The organism is Agrobacterium vaccinii (assembly GCF_021310995.1).
Taxonomy (GTDB): domain Bacteria; phylum Pseudomonadota; class Alphaproteobacteria; order Rhizobiales; family Rhizobiaceae; genus Agrobacterium; species Agrobacterium vaccinii.
Genome location: NZ_CP054150.1, coordinates 1,236,244 through 1,259,990 on the forward strand (window position 1 = coordinate 1,236,244; position 23,747 = coordinate 1,259,990).

Below are 23,747 nucleotides of genomic sequence, written 5' to 3' on the forward strand. Positions count from 1 at the left end.
CGGTTGTATGGCCCGTCCTATGTCATAATATATCGGTAATACAAAGGAGAACTTCCATGAAACTAACCTGGCTCGGCCATTCCGCATTTTGCATCGAAACCGGCAAAGCGAAGATATTGATCGATCCGTTTTTTACCGGAAACCCGGGCTTTGCGGGCCAGGACGCCAAGGACGCTGCTGATGGTATCACCCACATTCTGCTGACCCACGGTCATGGTGACCATGTCGGTGATACGATCCAGCTCGCCAAGGACACCGGCGCGACCGTGCTTGCCAATGCCGATCTTGCTGCATGGCTGGGCTCGAAGGGCGTGTCGAAGCTGGAAATGGGCAACACCGGCGGCACCGTGGGTTTTGATGGCTTCTCCGCCACCTTCACCAACGCGCTGCATTCGTCCGCCCAGATCACCGAGGATGGCGTCAGCCACGCACTTGGCAATGCCAATGGCCTGATGCTGCATTTCGAAGACGGCCCCACCGTCTACCACATGGGCGACACGGACATCTTCTCCGACATGGCGCTGATCAACGAGTTGCACGAGCCCGACATCGGCCTTGTCCCCATCGGCGACCGTTTTACCATGGGCGGCGCGGTTGCGGCTCTGGCCTGCCAACGCTTCTTCAAGTTCCGCAACGTCGTTCCCTGCCATTACGGCTCGTTTGGGATTATCGATCAGACGCCGGAAAAATTCGTCACCGGCATGGAAGGCTCGCAAGCCATCGTCGATACGCCAAGCGCGGGTCAGACGCTGACGTTCTGACATTTCCGCACAACGCGTTGAAGTCGGCGCAAATCCGCGCTCACTTCAACGCGAGATACTTTCTACCGTTGCGAAGAGCGGACATGGTCATTATAGCGGGTAGGAAAATTCTTGACCGGAGTAGAACCATGTCCGTCGATCTTGCCACCGTGAAGCGCGTTGCGCGCCTTGCCCGTATTGCCGTTGACGAAGAAGAGGCCAACATCATGCTTGGCCAGTTGAATGGCATTCTCGGTTTCGTGGAGCAACTTTCGGAGGTGAATGTCGATGGCGTCGAGCCGATGACGTCGGTGACGCCGTTTGCCATGAAGAAGCGCGTGGATGCGGTTACCGATGGTGACAAAGCGGATGACATCGTTGCCAATGCACCTGCCACGGACCGCAATTTCTTTATGGTGCCGAAGGTGGTCGAATAGGCCTTTCAGGCTTGTTTCCACCCGCCCGATCCAAAGTTTTCGAAAGCCATTGCCGATATGACCGATCTGACCAGCCTGACCATTGCCGAAGCCCGCGACAAGCTGAAGGCCAAGGACTTCACCGCCGTTGAGTTGACCGACGCCTATCTGAGCGCAGTCGATGCCGCCAATTCCGCGCTGAATGTCTATGTCGCCGTGACGCCGGAAAAGGCCCGCGAGATGGCCAAGGCCTCCGACGACAAGCTTGCGGCTGGCAAGGCCGGTGCGCTTGAGGGCATTCCGCTTGGCGTGAAGGATCTCTTTGCCGTTCGCGACGTCCACACGCAGGCCTGCTCTCACGTGCTGGATGGCTTCAAGCCGAAATACGAATCGACCGTCACCCAGAACCTGTGGGACCAGGGCGCCGTGATGTTGGGCAAGCTGAACATGGACGAATTCGCCATGGGCTCGTCCAATGAAAGCTCCTATTACGGCCCGGCGGTCAACCCGTGGCGCGAGAACGGTTCCGACAGGAAGCTCGTGCCCGGCGGCTCGTCCGGCGGTTCTGCTGCAGCCGTTGCTGCGCATCTGTGCGCCGGTGCCACTGCGACAGATACGGGCGGCTCCATCCGCCAGCCTGCGGCGTTTACCGGCACCGTCGGCATCAAGCCGACCTATGGCCGCGTCTCGCGCTGGGGCATTGCTGCCTATGCCTCGTCGCTGGATCAGGCTGGCCCTATCGCCCGCGACGTGCGCGACGCCGCGATCCTGCTGAAATCCATGGCCAGCGTCGATGCGAAGGATACGACCTCCATCGATCTGCCGGTGCCGGATTACGAAAAGGCCATCGGCCAGTCGCTCAAGGGCCTCAAGATCGGTATTCCCAAGGAATACCGCGTCGATGGCATGCCGGAAGAGATCGAAAAGCTCTGGGCGCAGGGCGTTGCATGGCTGAAGGATGCCGGTGCCGAGATCGTCGATATCTCGCTGCCGCACACCAAATACGCGCTGCCGGCCTATTACATCGTGGCACCCGCTGAGGCGTCGTCCAACCTTGCCCGTTATGACGGCGTCCGCTATGGCCTGCGCGTCGATGGCAAGGACATTGCCGACATGTACGAGAAGAGCCGCGCCGCTGGCTTCGGCTCCGAAGTCAAGCGCCGCATCATGGTCGGCACCTACGTGCTTTCGGCTGGTTACTATGATGCCTATTACCTGAAGGCGCAGAAGGTCCGCACGCTGATCAAGCGCGACTTCGAAACCGTCTTCCACGAGGGCGTCGATGCCGTGCTCGCCCCCATCACCCCATCGTCGGCCTTCGAAATCGGCGACAAGGAACTGGCCGCCGATCCGGTCAAGATGTACCTCCAGGACGTGTTCACCATCACCGTCAACATGGCCGGTCTGCCGGGCCTCTCGGTCCCCGCCGGTCTCGACGGCAAAGGCCTCCCGCTCGGCCTCCAGCTCCTCGGCAAGCCCTTCGATGAGGAAACGCTGTTTAAGACGGCCTATGCCATCGAGCAGGCGGCGGGTAAGTTCACACCCGCCAAGTGGTGGTAGGCCGGGTCCTTGGTCGTAGGCTCATCGGTTGTGGCTTATCCCCCTCTCAATAAGGTAGGGCTGCCACACCCACCGCCCTCATGCTGAGGTGCTTTGGCCGAAGGACAAAGCCTCGAAGCATCCGCCGAGTACTCCTGCTTTGAGCCCGCAACCCCCGTCCTTCGAGGCCCCTGCGGGGCACCTTAGGATGAGGGTTGCTGCGTAGCGCCCTTTGCGTGGCACCTCCTTCGGCAAATCTCATGATGGTGAGGGTTGCTCTGTTGCAGCCTGCATCATCGCCCAAAGCATTCCTCATAGCTGCTAGCATTCCGCGTTGGTCCGGTATTGGAGAGGGCAACCTCACCCGCCGCCCTCATGCTGAGGTGGGAGCGAAGCGACCCTCGAAGCATCCGCCGCGCACTCTGCCTCAAGCCCGCAACCCTCGTCCTTCGAGGCCCCTGCGGGGCACCTCAGGATGAGGGTTGCTCCTCACCAATCCCATCGCTATCAAAAACCCCGGCCACCTCTCAAACAAGCTTCGCCGTTCACGCGGCAGCACCTGCCCGTGGCTTGACCTTCAATCAGTGTCCACAACCATTCGCGGCCATGGGTATTCGGACGGGGCGCTGTAAGTTGCCTCGTTGGGTAGTCTAAGAATGGCACCTCGCAGCGCCCCGTTCAGCTCTTTTGGCCGAACAGCGATCCTCTTGCCACGGCTGGCATATCCCGGAGGGCAAGGGGGCCTTGCCGTTGGAACGGTCGGACAAATCAAGGTCCGGCCTTACCCACCCGGGTGACGGCGGCTTCGTTGCCGAAGCCATCGCCTGCCAGTTCGGCGACATCTGCCTTCGAGGATGAGAGCGTTCATTCTGACGAAGCGCCCACAGCCATCGATCCGTTCTCCGCAAGAGCCACACCCGCCATCCATGGCTTGTGCGTCCCTCGCGATCCGTCCGCGCTGTCATCGACAGTGCGGGGCAGATGCAGCGTGTTCCTGTGTACCGCCTGACTTTCGCTTCAAGCCCCTGTGGTCGCGTTCGACCCGGTGCCGATGAGCTGTCGGTACACCCGGTGGCTGGCGAACCGGACCGCCATGACCCACCCGCAAAACCCGAAACGGTGTTTTGCGACTAAGACCATGCCGGGCCGGTCCGGACATTGGAAAGGCTGCGACAGCCGGTCCGAAACCGCCGCCACCTTTCTCCCGTCCCACCGGGGAGATCGCTGCTCGACCCCGAGGTTGAAAGGTTTGCGTCACCCTCCCAACCCCAGCGCCGGTCCCGCCTCGCCGCAACGCCTTGCGGTGTATCCGAGGGCGGAACGGGGCAATTGTGCGGGTGATTCGTGCGTCATTGAGAAAGTTGCGGGGGGATTTTTGGTGTTTTTTGTGGGATTTGTTTTAAGCTGTTGATTTAGATTGGAAGTATTTTTGGTTGAGGTGTTTTGGGGAGTGTATCGTGAGGTCGGAGGGTGCCGCTTACCCCCCTCTGCCCTGCCGGGCATCTCCCCCTCAGGTGGGGAGATCGACTCGTGGATGGCAATCGACCATCTCTGCTGCTGCGGATAGAGTGGGGAGCATGCGGCTTGCCAATCTCCCCCCTTGAGGGGGAGATGTCCGGCAGGACAGAGGGGGGTGAGCGGCTGGCTCTGTTCATCATGGCAGGCGGGTTACGCCTCCCGATCATCCCGGGTCTACCGAAACGGTCAAAAAATCATGATGAGCGATGCCAATTCATAGGATTTCCAGGTGAAGGGTGGCCACCTGCGCCCACGAAAGCATCTCACATGGTGGGTGCAATCAGAAATCTCTTGCGTTTGGCCACCATATGGCGGCTAAGTTACGGGACCAAAACGGGAGAATCCAATGGCCAAGGGTCAAGTTCGCAGCAACAAAGAAGTCAGAAAACCGAAGAAGGACAAGGCCGCACCCGTTGCCGCTCCGACACTCGGTTCGCAGGTCAAAGCCAGCGAAAGCACCACCAAGAAGAAATAAGTCCAGGCCGCATCACCACCGTCCGGCACCCGCTCTTCGGATGCCGGAGCGGGCGGTTGGCAGATGACGACGTTTCGCGACGCAACACGGCTGGCCGTACCAGCCATGGAGACCTCCCATTATCAAGATCATGGTATTGCTTCACGCCGCCGTCGGCACCGACTGGCAGACCCCACCGAAAGGCACGGGGCTAAAGACGCTATTCGAAGCCGAAGAGCAGGGCTTCATCCAGATTCGCGGCGAATTTCAGAAACGACAGTTCCGGTTGACGAGCATGGGCTTTGAATATGTCGAGCGGGATAAAAGGCGGCTGGAAGCGCGGCGGATGTAGGCCTGAGTTATGCTTCGGTCTTTCGGTCTCTTAAGGTCAATTTTCTATTTCTGGATGGTGCGGGACCCTCATATGCAATTTCTAGCATTTTAAGCTAAGCTTAAGACGTGGAAATTGCTTTCTCTCCCGCTGTGGAGCCATAGTTGTTGGATAACTGTCATGCGCAACTTAAAGATATGGGCGCGTGTCGTCGTAGGGTTGATCGCCTCTTGGTGGAATTCCCAACTCCGACTGAGTGATAGTAAATAATCGATCTAGATGTATCATTAAGTCTAAGGCTAATTTTCTATGCTCTTTATTGGCATCAGACCATTTATAAATATCACCACTTTGAAGAGATAAAACAGCAAAGTCGTCAGGTCGATCAAACGTTAGAGGAAACTTTGCAGCTACCAAGGACAATGCAGCAAGAGCTTGATCATTATTTATTTTTTCTTTGCTATTCCAAAGATGAACTGCAGTGCGGCGACCATCTAAATTAACTATGCAATCTGGATCAAATTTAACCCGAAAGAAGCCTTGTGGACTCGCCAACGTAGTAGCTGGATAAGCTGCTCCTTTAGCACCCATCGAGATATACCATCTGAGAAATCGAACAATACCAACTTTAGCGTAGCGCCTCTCAGCAGGCTTCTTAATGTTTCGGGCGGCTTTGATTACTTCTTTGAAGCTGGCTTTACCGGTCAGCATTCTGGCAATGCTCAAGTGAAGACTTCTATGAAAGTTGCGACCACCTTTTGAAGTTATATGACGCCTTTTTACCGCGCTTCGTTGAGGTTTCTCATTTTGAGCAAGCAGGCGTAAAAAAGCAGAAAATCCGAAAGTTGTTACTCGCGCCAAGTTGGCCTCCTTACAAACATAAAAAGGGGCCGATCTATCAACCGGCCCCGATATGATTAGGCGAGTTGTACAAGCTGCCAAGTCACCGCATTTCCACCGTAAGGTGGCATGCGGTTGCCTTTAGCAATTGGCGCGGTTGTCGTAGGTGTACCTACGACTTTCCAAACACCACTTTCGGGGCAAGTCTCGCCAGTGCGAGAGGTACGTCCTATCGGCATTTGTGTTCTCCTTTCTCCTGCATCACTGCTGTCTGTGTGCATTGCACACTTGACATCTGTTGATCGGAGGAACAGCATAGCCATGCTTTAAGAAGCACATGGACACGCGGGCGGCAGGACCTCCCGGGCTGTTCCGAAGGCAGTGTGATTGCAGTCACACTGCCTTTTTTTATGCTTGTATGTTCTTGCCTTTTTGTCCAGCTACTAAGTTTTCCACAGCATCAAATAATGTGTTGACCGAAGCGCCGAATCGAGGCATTCATCTATACAAGCCTCTATATCTAGAAATTGATATTAGCCTCCACACTATATATTGTGGAAAAGTTTGTGCAATATCAAAAATCGTTTTTTTGTGGAATATTTGGTTTTCCACAGCTTATTTACAGGCTATCCCGTTCTCCGGACATTGTAATTTTTGCTGCGTACTGGCGGTTGAAGTACTTCACGGTTTGCCAAGTAGCTTGAATCATAAAGCCCGGAGTGTTTCCGGGCTTTATGCTTTATTTATTATTTCAAATCAGCTGCAACCGCTCGTCGCACCACACGTATCGCACTTCTCGCAAGTCCCATTCCGGACCATCGTGAAGTTCTGGCACTCGGAGCACATGTTGCCCGTATACCCCTGGGCAATAGAGCGGATGCGGCGTTCGGCTTCCTTCTTTTTGGCTTCCGTCTTGGCAGATGCGGCGTCGGCGGCTGCCTTGTCGGAGAAGAGGGCGGTTGCGGCCTGTTCGGATTCGGTGGCGAGGCCTTCTTCGATCTCTACCGATTCCTTGGCGCGTTCTTCGTAGTCACGTTTGAAGGCGACGACTTCGGAGGTGGAGATGGCGACGGTAGGTTCGAGTTTACGGACCGTGTTGCCGGAGATCTGAGTGACTGTGCCTGACGCACGCGCTGGGGCTGCCGTGGCCGAACCCTTGGGCTCGGAGGAGGCGCGCTCGGGGGTGTTGGAGACGAGCGTTGGCTTGTAACCGCGGGTCCAGCCGGTGGAGACGAGGTTGGTCTTGCCTTCTTCGATGCCCTTGCCGAGTGCCGTCTGCGAGAAGTCGGACGTATCCACATGGGCCAGATCGTGACGGCCGAGGTAGGAGACGGCGAGTTCGCGGAAGACGTAGTCGAGGATCGAGGTTGCGTTCTTGATCGCATCGTTGCCGATGACCATGCCGGCTGGCTCGAACTTGGTGAAGGTGAAGGCCTCCACATATTCTTCCAGGGGCACGCCATATTGCAGGCCGAGCGAGATGGCGATGGCGAAGTTGTTCATCATCGCACGGAAAGCGGCGCCTTCCTTGTGCATGTCAATGAAGATTTCGCCGATGCGACCGTCACCGAATTCGCCGGTGCGCAGATAGACCTTGTGTCCACCCACGGCTGCCTTCTGGGTGTAACCCTGACGGCGGTTCGGCAGTTTTTCGCGCTCGCGGCTGACACGTTCGACAACACGCTCGATGATCTTTTCGGTGATGGTGACGGCCTGGGCTGCCTGTGGCTGGGCGATCAGATCTTCCAGCGCGTCCTCATCATTGTCGTCTTCGACCAGTGAGGCGTTGAGCGGCTGGGACAGCTTGGAGCCATCGCGGTAGAGAGCGTTGGCCTTCAGCGCCAGCTTCCAGGACAGCATGTAGGCTGCGCCGCAATCTTCAACCGTTGCATCGTTGGGCATGTTGATGGTCTTGGAAATCGCACCCGAGATGAAGGGCTGCGCTGCCGCCATCATGCGGATGTGGGATTCGACCGAGAGGTAACGCTTGCCGATCTTGCCGCAAGGGTTGGCGCAATCGAAGACGGGCAGATGCTCGTCCTTCAGGAACGGTGCGCCTTCCAGCGTCATCGCGCCGCAAACATGCACGTTGGCCGCTTCGATGTCCTTCTTGGCAAAGCCGAGATGTTCGAGCAGGTTGAAGCTCATGTCGGCGAGCTGCTCATCGGAAACCTTCAGGGTTTCCTTGAGGAAGTCGGCGCCTAAAGTCCACTGGTTGAAGACGAACTTGATGTCGAAGGCGGCTTTCAGCGCACCGTTGACGGCTTCGATCTTCTCATCGGTAAAGCCCTTGGCGCGCAGCGTCGATGGGTTGATGGCAGGCGCCTGGTTGAGATTGCTGTGGCCGATGGCGTAGGCTTCGATTTCGGCGAGCTGGCTTTCCGAATAACCGAGCGAACGCAGGGATTCCGGAACTGCGCGGTTGATGATCTTGAAGTAACCGCCACCGGCGAGCTTTTTGAACTTCACCAGAGCAAAGTCAGGCTCGATACCCGTCGTGTCGCAATCCATGACGAGACCGATCGTGCCTGTTGGCGCAATAACGGTGGTCTGGGCGTTGCGGTAGCCGTTGATTTCGCCAAGCTCCAGAGCCTTGTCCCATGCGGCAACGGCGTGGGTGATGAGGTCGGGGTCTGTGCAATCGGTGTGGATGAGCGGCACAGGATTGACCGACAGGCCTTCATAGCCATAGGCCAACCCTTGAGCGGCGCGGCGGTGATTGCGGATGACGCGCAGCATGTTGTCGCGGTTGGGCGCAAAGCCCGGGAAGGGGCCGAGTTCACCAGCCATTTCAGCCGATGTTGCGTAGGAAACGCCGGTCATGATGGCGGTCAAGGCACCGGCAATTGCACGGCCTTCATCGCTGTCGTAAGGAATGCCGGAGGACATCAGCAGGCCGCCGATGTTGGCGTAGCCGAGGCCGAGTGTGCGGTATTCGTAGGAGCGTTCGGCAATTTCCTTGGACGGGAACTGCGCCATCATGACGGAGACTTCGAGAACGACAGTCCACAGACGAACGGCGTGTTCGTAATCGGCAATGTCGATGTTCTTGGTCGTGGCGTCCTTGAACTGAAGCAGGTTCAGCGAGGCAAGGTTGCAGGCCGTGTCATCCAGGAACATATATTCCGAGCAAGGGTTGGATGCGCGGATGGGACCTGCGGCTGGCGATGTATGCCAGTCGTTCATGGTGGTGTTGAAGTGCAGGCCGGGGTCAGCCGATGCCCATGCGGCGTGGGAAATCTTTTCCCAGAGATCGCGGGCTTTCAGCGTCTTCATGACCTTGCCGTCCTTGCGGGCGGTGAGGTTCCAGTCGCCATTGTCTTCCACGGCGCGCAGGAAATCGTCCTTCAGCGAGACCGAGTTGTTGGAGTTCTGGCCAGACACCGTGAGGTAGGCTTCCGAATCCCAATCGGTGTCGTAGGTCTTGAACTCGATGTCCTTGTAGCCCTGCTGGGCGAACTGGATGACGCGCTTGACGTAGTTTTCAGGAACCATGTCCTTCTTGGCAGCGCGGATTTCGCGCTTCAGGGCCGGGTTCTTGGCAGGGTCGAAGCAATCGCCGTTATCGGCCTCGCAATTGACGCAGGCCTTCATGATGGCCTTCAAGTGCTTGGCGACGATCTTGGAACCGGTCACAAGAGCGGCAACCTTCTGCTCTTCGTTTACCTTCCAGTCGATGTAGGCTTCGATATCGGGGTGATCGGCATCGACGACGACCATCTTGGCCGCACGGCGGGTGGTGCCGCCGGACTTGATGGCGCCAGCTGCGCGGTCACCGATCTTGAGGAAGCTCATGAGGCCGCTTGAGCGTCCGCCGCCCGACAGCTTTTCGCCTTCGCCGCGCAGATAGGAGAAGTTGGAGCCGGTGCCGGAGCCGTATTTGAACAGGCGTGCTTCACGCACCCACAGGTCCATGATGCCGCCTTCATTGACCAGATCGTCGGCGACGGACTGGATGAAGCAGGCATGTGGCTGCGGGTGTTCGTAAGACGACTTGGACTTGGTCAGCTTGCCGGTGAAGGGGTCGACATAGAAGTGGCCCTGGCCGGGACCATCGATGCCATAGGCCCAGTGCAGGCCGGTGTTGAACCACTGTGGAGAGTTCGGTGCTACGCGCTGGGTGGCCAGCATGTAGGCAAGCTCATCCTTGAAGGCGGACGCATCTTCTTCGGTCGAGAAATATTTGCCCTTCCAGCCCCAGTAAGCCCATGTACCGGCCAGACGGTCGAAAACCTGACGCGCATCGATTTCAGAACCGTAACGCTCGTCTTCGGGAATGTCCTTCATCGCCTTTTCATCGGCAACGGAACGCCAGAGGAAGGAAGGAACGTCGTTTTCCTCGACCTTCTTCAAGCGGGCAGGAACGCCTGCCTTGCGGAAATATTTCTGCGCCAGAACGTCTGTCGCGACTTGGGAAAACTGCGCGGGAACATCGATGTCCGCCAGCCGGAAAACGATGGAGCCATCCGGGTTCTTGATCTCGCTCACGGCCTTGCGGAATTCGATTTCCGCATAGGCAGACTGGCCGGGCTTCGTGAAGCGGCGTTCGATGCGCATTGTCTTTGTTCCTCGTCCTTGGGCGCCTATGGGCAGGGCGCAAAAAATCGCTCCAGCGTCGCACGTTATCGCGCGCCGCCGGTCTGTGGTGTTGCCGGTGAAACCATCATCCGTTGGATGACGCTTCCTCTATCTCGTGGTGATTTCGGCTGCAAGCATACTATATATAGTATTAACAGTTTGTTGTCGCCATATATCCCGCATTTTGTTTTGGCAGTAAAGCCAGCTCACAGACAGCCGATTGCGCTCCACCCCCTCATGGCCGGAACGCAAGACAAACGCGTGAACTGAAACTGATGAGAACCGAAGGTGGAACACCTGATTCCGTTGCCGCCGCAACATGAGCATTACCTTGCGGATATGTGGTGATTCCGTCAAGGCCTAGTTTGCAAGCGTTTGTTAACCACAAGATATTGTGTGGGGCGGCTGTGGAAAACGGGGAAAGAAAAAGCCCCTATAAAATTCAGGCACTTGGATGAATTTTAGAAAGTTCGATGCCGACTACCTTACGTTACGGATGGCAGATTTATCGCGTTTTTTTCGTTTTTTTCGGTGTGGTGTACAAGCAACAGAACCTGATTTCCACAATTGGCGGTGCATCAGCAGATAGGCCTTTACAAACCTAAAAGGGCCGTTCGCGGGCCGGGCTTAGACCTGAAATATGGCATGCTTTCCGTTGCAAATATCGGTCGTGGGGGTTCTCATTTTTCGCGAAGACTAGGAAAATTCGCGACAGCGCGTCCGCTTTGCGCCATTTGCGGTCATTGCACGTTATCGCTACACTGCGTATTCTGCGACGGAGCAGAACTCAGGAAAACAAGTGTCGCTCTCATCGGTTATTTTACAATACACGATCAGATTTGGGTAGGTACCACTTCATGAGTTATGACTTGATGGTTTTCGAATCAAAAGATGCGCCAAAAGATAAAGAGGCGTTTCTCGATTGGTATCATGTGCAAACACAGTGGTCAGAAGGGCATTCTTACGATGACCCATCCGCAACAACAACAAATCTGTCGGCATGGTACGAGGACGTGCGCCTGAGCTTCCCGAACTTGAATGGTCCTGACGCCTACGAATTTGCAGATGACGACGACAATCCCAACGTGACTGAATATTCCATAGGCAGATCAGTGATCTACGCCAGCTTTCGATGGTCAGAGGCAGAAACTGCATATGCAGTTGTCCGAGCAATGGCTGTTAAGCACGGGGTTGGCTTTTTCAACGTTAGCGCCGAAGATGGCGAAATCTGGTTTCCGCCAACGGAGCACACGTCAGATATAACGGGGATTCTCGACTTTACATTAAGCCTGGAAGGTCAACAGGCTTTCAAGGCACCATCCCTAGCCTTGATTGAGGCTGCCGTCGATTGGCTTCAGCCTAACCGTGGAACAGGCTTTCTTCTTCTTAGCAAAGACAGCGGTGGAGATTACGCTCAAGTAGGGGGAGGGAATGAGTTTTGTGCCGTCGAATGGCGAGAGTATTCGAACGGGAGTTTCCGGCACTGGGTTGCAGGGCTCCCGGATCATGATGCTGAAACAAATATTTCAATCCCCGGAAATGGGACGTATTTCTTGGTAGAAGCGAACGAGCGACTTTCGAATGACAATGTAAAGGTGATCTTGCGCGCTTTCGCCGATGACAAACCAAAACCGCAAGATTTTGTCTGGCGGGACATCACAGTAAAATTCAACGCCGCAAGCTCCTCCAACGCTTCGAAGCCATGGTGGCAATTCTGGCGCTAGCCGTCCGTTCACATGCTTTGTCGCAAAACTCAGAGTTTCGCGGCCAATTTTTGCGACGGCCGACGTCCGCAACGGGCCAAGAGCCGTCACGTAGTAGCGGCTGCTTTGCGCCAACAGCGGCCATTGCACGTATTTTACATTTGCCGCAATTATGTCGGTCGTAGATTGGGAGGACGAACGGTCATGAACGATACGACCCTAAACTTTTACGAGGCAAACTCGGAGGAATATACGGCCGACAAAAGTGCGCCCAATCCGAGATTGTTCACCTTTCTCAACCAGTGCAAACCGAATGGTAGGGTGCTCGAATTAGGTACTGGTGGTGGCGTCGATGCTGCAGCTATCATTGAGAATGGCTTCAAGCTCGATGCCACAGACGGATCATCGGAACTTGCGGCCATCGCTTCACTTCGCATCGGACAGCCTGTCAAAACGATGTTGTTTAACGAGCTGGATGCCAATGGTATTTATGACGGGGTTTACGCCTGCGCTTCTCTGACACATGTACCTCGACACGAACTTGGTGAGGTAATCAGCAGAATTCACCGTGCGATGACTGAGAGTGCTGTGGTTTGGGCTAGTTTCAAGGCTGGTGCTAAAGAGGGTTCAGATGCGCTGGGCCGCTATTACAACTATTTTCAGCAAGATCAGTTGATATCGCTTTGGCAAGTATCAGCATCTTGGCGGAAGATTGAAGCCGAGGCTTGGACAGGCAGCGCATATGACCGCAAGCCGACTGATTGGCTCGCTATCACAGCGATGAAATGAAGTCCGCTTCGGGCCAAAAGCGGACTTTCACCTCGACGCAACCCCAATCAAATCTACAGTTTCTCGACGTCGTAGATTTCAAAGGTTCGCGACATATGAGTGCGTATAATGCGTCTCAAACACATCTACAGCGAGATGGATTTAACGCTAGAATCTAATTCGAGTTAAGGGCCACAATCAGGCAGCCCTTTCAAATCCATAAAGCGTCCGCAACCTCAGCCCGGTGCGCCCTTGGCGATGGGTTCTTGATAGGTGAAGCCGAGGTCCCAGGGGAAGTAGATCCATGTGTCCTGGCTGACTTCGGTGATGAAGGTATCGATGGTGGGGACGCCGGTGGGCTTGGCGTAGACGCAGGCAAAATGGGCTTTTGGCAGCATTTCACGCACTTCGAGCGCCGTCTTGCCGGTATCGGTCAGGTCGTCCACGACGAGGATGCCTTCGCCCTGTCTTTCCATCAGTTCCGGCGAGATGCCTTTGAGCAGCAGCGTATCGCCCTGATTGACGTAGTCATGGCGCGTGGCGATGCAGACGGTGTCGATGAGGCGGATGTTGAGTTCGCGCGAGATGATGGCTGCCGGAACGAGGCCGCCGCGGGTAATGCAGACGATGGCCTTGAACTCCTGGTTCAGGCCGGCCAGACGCCATGCAAGCGCGCGGGCATCACGGTGGAATTGATCCCAGGAGACGGGAAAGGCTTTATCGGGAAGGGACATGAGGTGTCTACCATCTGGTCAAAATTGTTGATGGCTTTGGCTAATAGCGGGAAGAAAGCGTGGAACGCAAGCAAATCACGCCATTCTTCCTGCGGTTTCTGGGGCAGGGGCCTCAAGACCCCGGCGCCTGATCAGCCATTGCTACCAAGAAACGAGCCGATGACCCGGTTGCGGCCTGCATCCTTGGCGCGGTAGAGCGCGGTATCGGCACGGCGCAGCAATTGTTGCAAACGCTCGCCTTGGCCCGCCTGTACCACGCCGAAGCTGCAGGTTATGCGACCCTTGGGCAGGGGATCGAGGTAGCTTGCCTCGAAGGCGGCGCGCAGACGTTCGGCAATGGTGAGGGCATCTTCGCCCGAGGTGCGTGGCAGGACGATGCAGAATTCCTCGCCGCCGATACGGGCCGCCAGATCATAAGGCCGCAGGGAATCTTTCACGATCTCGCCGACGATCATCAGGACGTTGTCACCGACATCATGGCCGTAATCGTCATTGATCAGCTTGAAATTATCGAGGTCGAACAGAACGATCGAGATGGGTTCTCCGGCGCGCTCCGCTTGGGACTGCATGGCAGGCACCTGCTCGCTCAGCCGACGACGGTTGGCAAGTCCGGTCAGGAAGTCTGTGGTGGCCTGATGCTTCAGCTGTTTTGCCAGTTCTTCGACCTGCGACAGCATCGACTTGGTGGCATCCGTGACGATGGCGATCTCGTCATTGCCGGTCGATTGAAGCTTTAGCACGCTCTTGTCCCGCGGATAGCGTTGCAGCGCTCCGGCCAGGTGATGCAGCGGGCGAATGAAGTGCCAGATGGAATAAAGGCACGCGGCGGTGCCGAGGAGCGTGGCCACGAGGATAAGGGTGAACACCGGCACCGGCCCGGTATCGAAGCCGAACAGCAGAAAAACGATCAGAGCGATCAGAGGGACATGCACGCTGAGAAAGGAGACGAGGAAAATCTTCGCGATCAGGGACCGCCGAAAATTCGGCATGACGGGTCTTCTTTCATTCGGCATTCTATAACCTTCTCCGGTCTTTCTCACAGTCTGTCCCATCCTTGCCGCTGGTTGGCCGCAAATGGCAACATCACAATTTTCGCCAGCCCAGCCACAATTTTTGAGCGCGCTGTAGGGCATTATTTTAGTATGAGATAAAATCTCCCGGGAAAAACAGCAATTCCGTGACCATGCCAGTAATTTTCAGTGTTTTGGTCCGGTATTTTCAATTCCAGATATCAAATCGGGCCGCATGCAGGGTTTTTCTGTGGTTTGCTACTGGGGCGAGTGCTCGAAATTCCTTCTCATGACGACAACGGGGGCCGTGCTTGCATATCCACCATGCCCAAGACTGTTTCGCCAGATTCGTTGCCTCGCAACGTATCTGTGCCCCATCCACGCACCGCCAGCAGTTTCCACAGGCAAAATAACCCTCTGTTTTGAATAGGGAATCCTTGTTTTACAGGTGCTTTGGGCTGGTCCGTCATTTTTTTGTCAAAAGGCGCATTTTCTCGCTTGCGGTATCGAAAACCTCTGACTATAAGGGCGCCACACTACAAGTGTACGCGCCCTTCGTCTATCGGTTAGGACGTCAGATTTTCATTCTGAAAAGAGGGGTTCGACTCCCCTAGGGCGTACCACTTGAGTGTTTTCCCCCCGTATTAAATCATAATCCAGACATCGCGATATCTCGTGCTCGCCACATAATGTCTCCAGGATATTGACCCCCAACTTTGCGGGTTGATTGTTTGCGTGGATCGATGAAGCTGGCCTCTGTAAGCCTCGGGAGGAGATATCAGTGACATCTAGCGTACCATTTTCACTTGTCGGGATAGATCACGTCGTTCTGTTGGTGGACGATATGGAGAAGGCGTTGCGGTTCTATCATGATGTGATGGGCTGCCGACCCGGTTATACCTATCCGGCGTTGGGCATGGAGCAGGTGTGGTGCGGTGCTTCGCTGATCGTTTTGTGGGATATCACCCATCCGGGTGGGCACAAGGCGGCGCCGCCGGTGGCGGGGGGACGAAATGTGGACCATATCTGCATCGCGACCGGGCCCTTCGAGCATGACGCGTTGCGGGCGCATCTGGAACGCCACGGCGTGGAAATCCACCGCGAGGCGTTGCATGGCGGGGCGCGGGGAATGGGGCACTCCTTCTATATATACGACCCCTTCGGCAACATGCTGGAAATCAAGGGACCGGCAGAATATCCCGACGGTCGATCTGTGACGGGCTAAGCCCGCCGCCGAACACGGTTTCATGATACCAGGCCATGCAACCGGGAAGCTGGAATGGCGTTGTTCTGAAAACAGAATTAACGGAGCATTAACCATGACCAGTTTCCTTCGCCCGCTTGCAGCCACGCTGGCGTTTTGCGGGCTGAGTGCCTGCCTTATCGAAGAAGCCAAGGCGGAGGCACCCGTGGTGCAAACGCAAATGTCGCACTATCAGGGCAAATGGCTGGAAATCGGTCGCACGCCGATGCGTCTGACGGATGGTTGCGTGGCCGGCTTTACGGTCTACTCGAAAGGCGACGCGCCAAACCAGGTGAAGGTTCAGGATGGTTGTCGCGAGGGAACGCCGCAGGGCGAGCTGAAGACGATTGAAGGCGTGGGCACGCTGACCGACGCCCGGACGACCAAGGCCAAGTTGAGGGTGCGCTATCCGCTGTTCATCACCTGGGATTACTGGGTGCTCTACCAGTCTCCCGACCGCAGCTGGTTCATCAGCGCCGATCCGAAGATGGAAAAACTATGGATTTACGCGCGCAAAGTGCCGTCCAAGCCGCAACTGGCGCGGATGGTCAAGAAGGCCAGTGAACTGGGTTACGATACAGCCAAGCTGGAATTTCCGAAGTTCTGATATAAGGGCGGCCCTGTGACATCAGAGTCGCCCTTTTCTTATCAGACTACTGCGGCGGCGGCGAAGCCTGCCTCGAGATCGCGCTTGATATCCGCCACGTCTTCCAGGCCGATTTGCAGGCGAATGACGGGGCCTTCCGTCGGGCCTTTCGCCACAGTGCGGTCGCGCAGCGAAACCGGAACGGCAAGCGACTCGTAACCGCCCCAGGAAAAGCCAAGGCCGAAGATCGAGAGAGCGTCTAGGAACGCGTGCGACGTTTCCTTGAAGCGTTCGGCATCCGACTTCAGCAAGAAGGAAAAGACGCCGCTGGAACCCTTGAAGTCGCGCTTCCAAAGATCGTGGGACGGGAAGCTGGGGAGGGCAGGGTGCAGCACTTGCGCGACATCGTCGCGGGCCTCCAGCCATTGGGCGATCTCGAGCGCGCTTTTCTGGTGATGTTCCAGCCGCACACCCATGGTGCGCATGCCGCGCAAAACCTGATAGGCATCGTCGGAGGTGACGCAGAGGCCAAGGTCGCGGTTGGCGTGATCAAGCTTTTGCCAGTGCTTTTCATTGGCTGAGACAAAGCCCATTAGCACATCGGAATGGCCTGCCGGATATTTCGTCGCTGCGTGGATGGAGACATCGACGCCGTGGTCCAGCGGCTTGAAATAGAGCGGGGTCGCCCAGGTGTTGTCCATGGTGACGACGCAGTCATGCCGATGGGCGATCTCGGACATCAGTGCCACGTCCTGCATTTCGAACGTGTTGGAGCCGGGGGCCTCCAGATGCAAAAGCCGCGTGTTGGGACGGAAAAGCGCCTCTATTCCTGCACCGATGGCCGGGTCGTAATATTCCACCTCGACACCGAACTGCTTCAGCATCGTGTTGCAGAAGCGGCGGCTTGGGTAATAGACGGAGTCGACGATGAGCGCATGGTCGCCTGCCGAGAGATAGGCCAGGAACGGCACGGTAACGGCGGCAAGACCGGAGGGCAGAAGGATGGTGCCAGCCGAACCTTCGAGGCTGTTGACCATCTCGCACAGCGCATCCGTCGTCGGTGTGCCGTGGGTGCCATAGGTGTATTTCTGGTCCTCGCTGACCAGCGTCTGCGCATTGGGAAACAGCACAGTGGAGCCGCGGGCAATGGGGGGATTGACGAAGCCGTGGTAGCTGCCGGGGTGATTGCCCAGATGGGTCAGCCGGGTATTGATGCCGGCGGTCTTGGGAAGCCCGTCCTTAGGTGTCATGCTGAAATGTCTCTCACGTGATCGAAGGCAGCAAAATGGGACGCAAAGGCTGCTGCGGTCAAGACTTCGTTATCGAAACAGGTAATGGTGTGGGAATCGTCTACCGTGTGACGAATGAGAGGTTCGTTGAGCTCTGAATGATCGCGCATTGCACGGAAGACGATCATGATGGAGAAAAATTTGGTCTACCTGCCAGACAGCTTGAGCAGTTTTTAATCAGTTTTAGCGTATTTATTAGACATTTGCCCACAAAAGGGACACTTTTTGAAAAAATCCGTTTTTTGGACACAATTCTTTGGGGTGAGGCTTGACCGTGACGGCAATTGCGATTGTGATAGATGCGCGCACCGGGAGGTGAGGCGGGGAGCAGATCGCGTACCATGAGATATGCGGCTTTCTTCAGATGACAAATAAGAAACAAAGGTTGGGAAAAAATGAAAAAGGCACTTCTGTCAGCCGCCATTGGCGCAGCAGTTTTCGGAGCTGCATCGGCTGCATCTGCCGCAACGCTTGCAGACGTAAAGTCCAAGGGCTTCGTAACCTGCGGCGTAAGCTCCGGTATTCCAGGCTTCTCCAACCCTGATGACAAGGGTGAATGGTCGGGTATCGACGTTGACTATTGCCGCGCGATCGCGTCTGCGGTTTTTGGCGATGCAACCAAGGCAAAGTTCGTACCACTGACGTCCAAGGACCGTTTCCCGGCTCTCCAGTCTGGCGAAATCGACGTTCTGACGCGTAACACGACATGGACAGTCAGCCGCGACTCGTCGCTCGGCTTCAACTTCCGCACCGTCAACTACTATGACGGTCAGGGCTTCGTCGTGAAGAAGGCTCTCAACGTCAAGTCGGCTCTCGAGCTGTCGGGCGCTGCCGTTTGCGTTCAGCAGGGCACGACCACCGAACTCAACCTTGCCGACTACTTCAAGACCAACAACCTTCAGTACAACCCGGTCGTGTTCGAAAAGGAATCCGACGCCACCTCCGCTTACGATAGCGGCCGTTGCGACGTTTACACCACCGACCAGTCCGGCCTGTACGCGATCCGTCTGAAGATGAAGACACCGGACGAAAATATCGTTCTGCCTGAAATCATCTCCAAGGAGCCGCTCGGACCTGCCGTTCGCCAGGGCGACGACCAGTGGTTCGACGTTGTCAGCTGGGCTCACTACGCGATGATCAATGCCGAAGAACTCGGTATCACATCGAAGAACGTGGACGAGCAGAAGTCTGCCGCCAACCCTGACATCAAGCGCCTTCTGGGCACTGAAGAAGGCACGAAGATCGGCACAGACCTCGGCCTGACCAACGAATGGGCCTACAACATCGTCAAGCAGGTCGGTAACTACGGCGAAGTCTTCGACCGCAACGTTGGTGCCGGTTCTCCGCTGAAGATCGAGCGCGGCCTGAACGCGTTGTGGAACAAGGGCGGCCTTCAGTACGCTCCGCCAGTTCGCTAATAGCGAATAACGGCATCTCTAAGCGGGAGGCGGGGCGAACGCTCTGCCTCCCGACTGGCTTCTGCCCGAAGCTCGAAAACGACGCTCGGGCATCATGATGCCGATGCGATAAGTTAAAAGAAGCTCGCAAAGAGCACACAGAGGGAAAGGTGCCGATGGCAGGCAAAGCGCTCCACCCGGAGTCCAGCTCAAAAAGCGCGACATCCATTATTTACGACCCGCAGGCGCGGTCGATTTTTTATCAAGTCGTTACAGTCATTCTTCTCGTGCTGTTCGTTTGGATGATTGCATCCAACACCGTTCACAATCTCCAGCGCGCCAATATTTCGTCCGGCTTCGGCTTTCTCAATGGCAGAGCGGGCTTCGATATTGGCCAGTCGCTGATTGCCTACAGCAACGACAGCACCTTCGGTCGGGCATTGGTCGTCGGTATTCTGAACACGCTTCAGGTGGCGTTTCTCGGCATCATAACCGCGTCCATCATCGGCTTTATCGTCGGTATTGCGCGGCTGTCCAACAACTGGTTGATTTCCAAGCTGGCGCAGGCCTATGTCGAAATCTTCCGCAACATCCCGCCGTTGCTGGTTATTTTCTTCTGGTACAAAGGTGTCATCACCATCCTGCCGCAGGCGCGCGATTCGCTTCAGCTGCCTCTCGGCACCGTTCTCAACAACCGCGGCTTCTTCTATCCGAAGCAGGTCTGGGGTGAGGGCTCCTGGCTCATTCCGGTGGCCTTTCTCGTCGGCGTCGTCATCACCTATTTCGTCTACCGCTGGGCCAAGGCCCGCCAGATGAAGACGGGTCAACCATTCCGCACCGGCATCGTCGGCACCGCCATCATCATCGGCCTGCCGGTTCTGGCGTTTCTGGCGATGGGCGCACCGCTGACCTTCGATTATCCGGTTGCCGGACGCTTCAACCTCAGCGGCGGATCGGTCATTGCGCCTGAATTCCTGTCGCTCTATCTGTCGCTGTCCTTCTACACCGCGTCCTTCATCGCCGAAATCGTTCGCGGTGGTATCAAGGCCGTTGCGAAGGGCCAGACGGAAGCTGCAAGTGCACTCGGTCTGCGTGGCAATAACATCACGCGGCTCATCGTCGTGCCGCAGGCCATGCGCATCATCATCCCGCCGCTGACGAGCCAGTATCTCAACCTGACCAAGAACTCCTCGCTGGCGGTCGCCGTCGGCTTCTCGGATCTCGTGGCTGTTGGCGGTACCATCCTCAACCAGACAGGGCAGGCCGTCGAGGTCGTGGCCATCTGGCTTGTGGTCTACCTTTCATTGTCGCTGACAACCGCGCTGATCATGAACTGGTTCAACGCGAAAATGGCGCTGGTGGAGAGATAATATGACAGCACATCAAATCTCCTATGTTCGCGCCAATATGGTTCAGCCGGAGCCCGCTCCTTCCAGCCAGGTGGGTATAACCCACTGGCTGAGAACCAAGCTGTTCGCCACGCCGAAAGACATCGTCTTAACCGTGCTGGCCATCGCATTCCTGGTCTACATCATCCCGCCGCTCGTGCAGTGGCTGTTCATCCATGCGACATGGACGGGCACCGACCGCACGGCCTGCCTGACGCAGGAGCAGGGCGGCGCATTGCCGAACGGGCAGTCCGGCGCATGCTGGGCCTTCGTCAATGCGAAGTTCGCGCAGTTCATGTTCGGGCGCTATCCATCGTCTGAATACTGGCGTCCGCTTCTGGTCCTGGCAGCGTTTGTCGCGCTGCTGATCCCGATGCTCATTCCTAAGGCACCGTTCAAGGGCCTGAACGCCCTACTGGTGTTCATCGTCCTGCCTGTGGTGGCCTTCTTCCTGCTGGTTGGCGGTCATTTCGGTCTGTCGCATGTCGAAACGCCGTTGTGGGGCGGATTGATGGTCACGCTGATCCTGTCGTTTTGCGGGATCGTCGTTTCCTTGCCGTTCGGCATTCTGCTGGCACTGGGCCGTCGCTCGAACATGCCGGTCATCAAGATGCTGTGCACGACCTTCATCGAGGTGATCAGAGGCATTCCGCTGATCACCATCCTGTTCTTCGCCAGCATCATGCTGCCGCTGTTCCTGCCCGATGGCTGGACCTTCGACAAGTTCCTGCGCGCACTTGTGGGCGTGGCACTGTTTGCCTCGGCCTATATGGCGGAAGTCATTCGCGGCGGCTTGCAGGCCATTCCGAAGGGACAATATGAGGGTGCGGATTCGCTCGGTCTCAACTACTGGCAGAAGACACGTCTGATCGTTCTGCCGCAGGCGCTGAAGCTCGTCATTCCCGGTATCGTCAACACCTTCATCGGCCTGTTCAAGGATACCTCGCTGGTCTATATCATTGGCATGTTCGACCTCCTGGGTATCGTCAATCTCAACCAGTCGGATGCTAACTGGTCGACACCTGTCACACCTATGACCGGCTATATTTTCGCCGGCTTCATATTCTGGATATTCTGCTTCGGCATGTCGCGGTATTCGCTGTTCATGGAACGGCATCTCGACACTGGACATAAGAAATAAGGGGAAAACAATGGCAGAAACCCAAGTCAAAAAGCTGGATGTCTCGGCGACCGACGTCGCAATCGAAATCACCGGCATGAACAAGTGGTACGGTGATTTTCACGTGCTGCGCGACATCAACCTCAAGGTCATGAAGGGCGAGCGCATCGTCGTGGCCGGTCCTTCGGGATCGGGCAAGTCCACCATGATCCGTTGCATCAACCGTCTGGAAGAGCACCAGTCAGGCAAGATCGAGGTGGATGGTATCGAACTGACCAACGACCTGAAGAAGATCGATGAAGTGCGCCGCGAAGTCGGCATGGTATTTCAGCACTTCAACCTCTTCCCGCACCTGACCATTCTGGAAAACTGCACGCTGGCACCGATCTGGGTTCGCAAGACACCCAAGAAGGAAGCCGAAGAGATCGCGATGCACTACCTCAAGCGCGTCAAGATTCCCGAGCAGGCCAACAAATATCCGGGCCAGCTTTCCGGTGGTCAGCAGCAGCGCGTGGCGATTGCCCGCTCGCTGTGCATGAAGCCGAAGATCATGCTGTTCGATGAGCCGACCTCGGCGCTCGACCCCGAAATGGTCAAGGAAGTTCTCGACACCATGGTGGGTCTTGCCGAAGACGGCATGACCATGATCTGCGTCACTCACGAAATGGGCTTCGCCCGCCAGGTCGCCAACCGCGTCATCTTCATGGACCAGGGACAGATCGTCGAACAGAACTCGCCAGCCGAATTCTTCGACAACCCGCAGCACGAGCGCACGCGCCTGTTCCTGAGCCAAATCCTGCACTAGGGATTTCGCCGAAGGGTGGCGCTGATGGCGCCGCTCTTTTGTCAGGTGTGCCGGGGTTGAGGCGAATTTCGCTTCTGATGGCCCGGCGTCGATTGCGCTACATAAGAACACCACCGGCTGAGTGTATCAGCCGGTGGTGTTTTGCTTTGTGCGTCGGGCTGATTGGATGTCGGCGTACCGCTCCAAGCTTGGCTGCTCGGGGAGCGTTGAGTCGGTGATGCCACAGAGAATGAGGCGTATGGAGGGCCGGAGCCTGTGGCAGGCAAACGGCCCTGCGCGCCGTACGGTTTAAATTAGAGGACATTCTTTCGCTTCCGTCACCGGCAGTTGGCTAGCAAGGTCCAGCCGAAGCGCGTCTGTGGACAGCAGCGGGTATAACCAGATGATGCGTCAATGGGCGGTCAACGTCGCCCGCACCATCGCCTCTTACTCACCCAACCGCATTATAATCAAAGTACCCACATACCGGCACGTGGTCGGATGGTTTTTCCCAGGCGCGGACGTGCTTTTCGATGGAGACGGACTGGAGGCGGTCGGCGGCTTGCGATGATAGCAGGAGGTGGTCGATGCGGATGCCGTTGTTCTTGGGCCAGGCGCCCGCCTGATAATCCCAGAAGGTGTAGAGACCTGCGGCATCGGTCGTGGCGCGTGTCGCTTCGGTCAGGCCGAGATTTTCCAGTCGGCGGAACGCTGCGCGGGTCTGCGGGAGGAAGAGCGCGTCGCCTTCCCAAGCGCGCGGATCGTAGCAATCGAACGGCTCTGGAATGACGTTGTAATCACCAGCGAGAATCAATGGCTCTTCGAGCAGAAGGCGGTTCTCGGCAAAGCGGCGCAGGCGTTCCATCCATGCCAGCTTGTAGGGGTATTTGACCGGATCGTCGGGCGGGTTGCCGTTGGGAAGGTAGAGCGAACAGACGCGGATGACGCCGCCTTCGACAGAAAATACGCCTTCGATGAAGCGGGCCTGCTCGTCGGCATCATCTCCCGGCAGACCGCGATTGACTTCGTCGGGTCTGATCTTCGACAGTAGGGCAACGCCGTTGAAGCCTTTTTGACCATGTGTTTCCACATGGTAGCCGAGGTCTTCTATGTCCTGGCGGGGAAAGTTCTCATCGACGGATTTGATTTCCTGGAGGCAGGCGATGTCCGGGCTCGAATCTTTCAGCCACTGGCACAGGTTTTCGATGCGCGCCTTGACGCCGTTGATGTTCCAGGTGGCAATCTTCATCGGACATTCCATGTTTTGATGGAGACCGTTTTAAACCAAGTGCTGGCGAATGCCACCCGT

19 protein-coding genes and 1 tRNA gene are annotated in these 23,747 nt (G+C 56.5%); 14 read left to right on the forward strand and 6 right to left on the reverse strand.

Features of this window, described 5'->3' with window-relative positions; all coding sequences use genetic code 11:
- Positions 1-56: 56 nt before the first annotated feature.
- From HRR99_RS06345 to HRR99_RS06360, 5 genes are all read left to right on the forward strand, one after another.
- A complete protein-coding gene (locus HRR99_RS06345; protein WP_233123161.1) occupies positions 57-761 on the forward strand; it encodes a metal-dependent hydrolase in 705 nt (234 codons plus the stop codon).
- A 128-nt stretch (positions 762-889) separates the two neighbouring features.
- Complete coding sequence (gene gatC / locus HRR99_RS06350; protein ID WP_111839022.1) at positions 890-1,177, forward strand: Asp-tRNA(Asn)/Glu-tRNA(Gln) amidotransferase subunit GatC; 288 nt, start codon at positions 890-892, stop codon at positions 1,175-1,177.
- A gap of 57 nt (positions 1,178-1,234) precedes the next feature.
- A complete protein-coding gene (gatA, locus tag HRR99_RS06355) occupies positions 1,235-2,716 on the forward strand; it encodes an Asp-tRNA(Asn)/Glu-tRNA(Gln) amidotransferase subunit GatA (protein ID WP_233123162.1) in 1,482 nt (493 codons plus the stop codon).
- A gap of 1,843 nt (positions 2,717-4,559) precedes the next feature.
- Positions 4,560-4,688, forward strand: a complete 129-nt coding sequence (locus HRR99_RS23180; RefSeq protein ID WP_277877902.1) for a hypothetical protein — start codon at positions 4,560-4,562, stop codon at positions 4,686-4,688.
- Positions 4,689-4,818: 130 nt separating this feature from the next.
- Entirely contained in the window at positions 4,819-5,019 is a 201-nt protein-coding gene (locus HRR99_RS06360; protein ID WP_111839025.1) for a hypothetical protein, read from the forward strand.
- A 168-nt stretch (positions 5,020-5,187) separates the two neighbouring features.
- On the opposite strand, the gene HRR99_RS06365 is transcribed toward HRR99_RS06360, so the two are convergent.
- Both HRR99_RS06365 and HRR99_RS06370 read right to left on the reverse strand, forming a co-directional pair.
- Complete coding sequence (locus HRR99_RS06365; RefSeq protein ID WP_233123163.1) at positions 5,188-5,859, reverse strand: hypothetical protein; 672 nt, start codon at positions 5,857-5,859, stop codon at positions 5,188-5,190.
- A gap of 735 nt (positions 5,860-6,594) precedes the next feature.
- Positions 6,595-10,395 (reverse strand): vitamin B12-dependent ribonucleotide reductase, encoded by a 3,801-nt coding sequence (locus tag HRR99_RS06370; protein ID WP_233123164.1) that lies wholly within the window; start codon positions 10,393-10,395, stop codon positions 6,595-6,597.
- Between the two features lie 878 nt (positions 10,396-11,273).
- On the opposite strand from HRR99_RS06370, the gene HRR99_RS06375 reads away from it, so the two are divergent.
- Positions 11,274-12,140: a hypothetical protein gene (locus HRR99_RS06375; RefSeq protein ID WP_233123165.1), complete on the forward strand. Its 867-nt coding sequence runs from the start codon at positions 11,274-11,276 to the stop codon at positions 12,138-12,140.
- A 183-nt stretch (positions 12,141-12,323) separates the two neighbouring features.
- Complete coding sequence (locus HRR99_RS06380; RefSeq protein WP_233123166.1) at positions 12,324-12,908, forward strand: class I SAM-dependent methyltransferase; 585 nt, start codon at positions 12,324-12,326, stop codon at positions 12,906-12,908.
- Between the two features lie 215 nt (positions 12,909-13,123).
- Here the strand turns inward: HRR99_RS06380 and gpt are convergent, their stop codons facing one another.
- Positions 13,124-13,621, reverse strand: coding sequence for a xanthine phosphoribosyltransferase (gene gpt, locus HRR99_RS06385; protein ID WP_111839032.1), 498 nt, complete (start codon positions 13,619-13,621; stop codon positions 13,124-13,126).
- A gap of 131 nt (positions 13,622-13,752) precedes the next feature.
- Positions 13,753-14,610, reverse strand: coding sequence for a GGDEF domain-containing protein (locus tag HRR99_RS06390; protein ID WP_233123167.1), 858 nt, complete (start codon positions 14,608-14,610; stop codon positions 13,753-13,755).
- 569 nt (positions 14,611-15,179) lie between these two features.
- Between HRR99_RS06390 and HRR99_RS06395 the strand changes: the two genes are divergently transcribed.
- The 3 genes from HRR99_RS06395 to HRR99_RS06405 all read left to right on the forward strand — a co-directional run bounded on the left by HRR99_RS06395 (position 15,180) and on the right by HRR99_RS06405 (position 16,481).
- Positions 15,180-15,254: transfer RNA gene (locus HRR99_RS06395), tRNA-Glu, on the forward strand.
- Between the two features lie 158 nt (positions 15,255-15,412).
- On the forward strand, positions 15,413-15,856 hold the full coding sequence (locus HRR99_RS06400) for a VOC family protein (protein WP_233123168.1): 444 nt from the start codon (positions 15,413-15,415) through the stop codon (positions 15,854-15,856).
- 94 nt (positions 15,857-15,950) lie between these two features.
- Positions 15,951-16,481, forward strand: a complete 531-nt coding sequence (locus HRR99_RS06405) for a lipocalin family protein (protein WP_338422840.1) — start codon at positions 15,951-15,953, stop codon at positions 16,479-16,481.
- 41 nt (positions 16,482-16,522) lie between these two features.
- On the opposite strand, the gene HRR99_RS06410 is transcribed toward HRR99_RS06405, so the two are convergent.
- Positions 16,523-17,710, reverse strand: a complete 1,188-nt coding sequence (locus HRR99_RS06410; protein WP_233123169.1) for a cystathionine beta-lyase — start codon at positions 17,708-17,710, stop codon at positions 16,523-16,525.
- A 434-nt stretch (positions 17,711-18,144) separates the two neighbouring features.
- Here HRR99_RS06410 and HRR99_RS06415 point away from each other — a divergent pair, with 434 nt between their 5' ends.
- The 4 genes from HRR99_RS06415 (at position 18,145) to HRR99_RS06430 (ending at position 22,459) form a co-directional block, all read left to right on the forward strand.
- Positions 18,145-19,167: an amino acid ABC transporter substrate-binding protein gene (locus HRR99_RS06415; protein WP_111839036.1), complete on the forward strand. Its 1,023-nt coding sequence runs from the start codon at positions 18,145-18,147 to the stop codon at positions 19,165-19,167.
- A 155-nt stretch (positions 19,168-19,322) separates the two neighbouring features.
- Entirely contained in the window at positions 19,323-20,516 is a 1,194-nt protein-coding gene (locus HRR99_RS06420) for an amino acid ABC transporter permease (protein ID WP_233123170.1), read from the forward strand.
- A 1-nt stretch (position 20,517) separates the two neighbouring features.
- Positions 20,518-21,675, forward strand: coding sequence for an amino acid ABC transporter permease (locus tag HRR99_RS06425; protein WP_422387296.1), 1,158 nt, complete (start codon positions 20,518-20,520; stop codon positions 21,673-21,675).
- A 10-nt stretch (positions 21,676-21,685) separates the two neighbouring features.
- Entirely contained in the window at positions 21,686-22,459 is a 774-nt protein-coding gene (locus tag HRR99_RS06430) for an amino acid ABC transporter ATP-binding protein (protein ID WP_062449574.1), read from the forward strand.
- Positions 22,460-22,889: 430 nt separating this feature from the next.
- On the opposite strand, the gene xth is transcribed toward HRR99_RS06430, so the two are convergent.
- Positions 22,890-23,687 carry an exodeoxyribonuclease III gene (gene xth, locus HRR99_RS06435; RefSeq protein ID WP_233123171.1) on the reverse strand — a complete coding sequence of 266 codons (798 nt, stop codon included), beginning with the start codon at positions 23,685-23,687 and terminating at the stop codon, positions 22,890-22,892.
- Positions 23,688-23,747 lie beyond the last annotated feature (60 nt).

Excerpts from the sequence above, each read along its gene's own strand:
- HRR99_RS06370 (WP_233123164.1), bottom strand. The coding sequence starts at position 10,395 with ATGCGCATCGAACGCCGCTTCACGAAGCCCGGCCAGTCTGCCTATGCG.
- HRR99_RS06405 (WP_338422840.1), top strand. The coding sequence starts at position 15,951 with ATGACCAGTTTCCTTCGCCCGCTTGCAGCCACGCTGGCGTTTTGCGGG.
- HRR99_RS06360 (WP_111839025.1), top strand. The coding sequence starts at position 4,819 with ATGGTATTGCTTCACGCCGCCGTCGGCACCGACTGGCAGACCCCACCG.
- HRR99_RS06430 (WP_062449574.1), top strand. The coding sequence starts at position 21,686 with ATGGCAGAAACCCAAGTCAAAAAGCTGGATGTCTCGGCGACCGACGTC.
- HRR99_RS06410 (WP_233123169.1), bottom strand. The coding sequence starts at position 17,710 with ATGACACCTAAGGACGGGCTTCCCAAGACCGCCGGCATCAATACCCGG.
- HRR99_RS06345 (WP_233123161.1), top strand. The coding sequence starts at position 57 with ATGAAACTAACCTGGCTCGGCCATTCCGCATTTTGCATCGAAACCGGC.
- HRR99_RS06380 (WP_233123166.1), top strand. The coding sequence starts at position 12,324 with ATGAACGATACGACCCTAAACTTTTACGAGGCAAACTCGGAGGAATAT.
- xth (WP_233123171.1), bottom strand. The coding sequence starts at position 23,687 with ATGAAGATTGCCACCTGGAACATCAACGGCGTCAAGGCGCGCATCGAA.
- HRR99_RS06375 (WP_233123165.1), top strand. The coding sequence starts at position 11,274 with ATGAGTTATGACTTGATGGTTTTCGAATCAAAAGATGCGCCAAAAGAT.
- HRR99_RS06420 (WP_233123170.1), top strand. The coding sequence starts at position 19,323 with ATGGCAGGCAAAGCGCTCCACCCGGAGTCCAGCTCAAAAAGCGCGACA.
- gpt (WP_111839032.1), bottom strand. The coding sequence starts at position 13,621 with ATGTCCCTTCCCGATAAAGCCTTTCCCGTCTCCTGGGATCAATTCCAC.
- gatA (WP_233123162.1), top strand. The coding sequence starts at position 1,235 with ATGACCGATCTGACCAGCCTGACCATTGCCGAAGCCCGCGACAAGCTG.
- HRR99_RS23180 (WP_277877902.1), top strand. The coding sequence starts at position 4,560 with ATGGCCAAGGGTCAAGTTCGCAGCAACAAAGAAGTCAGAAAACCGAAG.
- HRR99_RS06425 (WP_422387296.1), top strand. The coding sequence starts at position 20,518 with ATGACAGCACATCAAATCTCCTATGTTCGCGCCAATATGGTTCAGCCG.
- HRR99_RS06390 (WP_233123167.1), bottom strand. The coding sequence starts at position 14,610 with ATGCCGAATTTTCGGCGGTCCCTGATCGCGAAGATTTTCCTCGTCTCC.
- gatC (WP_111839022.1), top strand. The coding sequence starts at position 890 with ATGTCCGTCGATCTTGCCACCGTGAAGCGCGTTGCGCGCCTTGCCCGT.
- HRR99_RS06415 (WP_111839036.1), top strand. The coding sequence starts at position 18,145 with ATGAAAAAGGCACTTCTGTCAGCCGCCATTGGCGCAGCAGTTTTCGGA.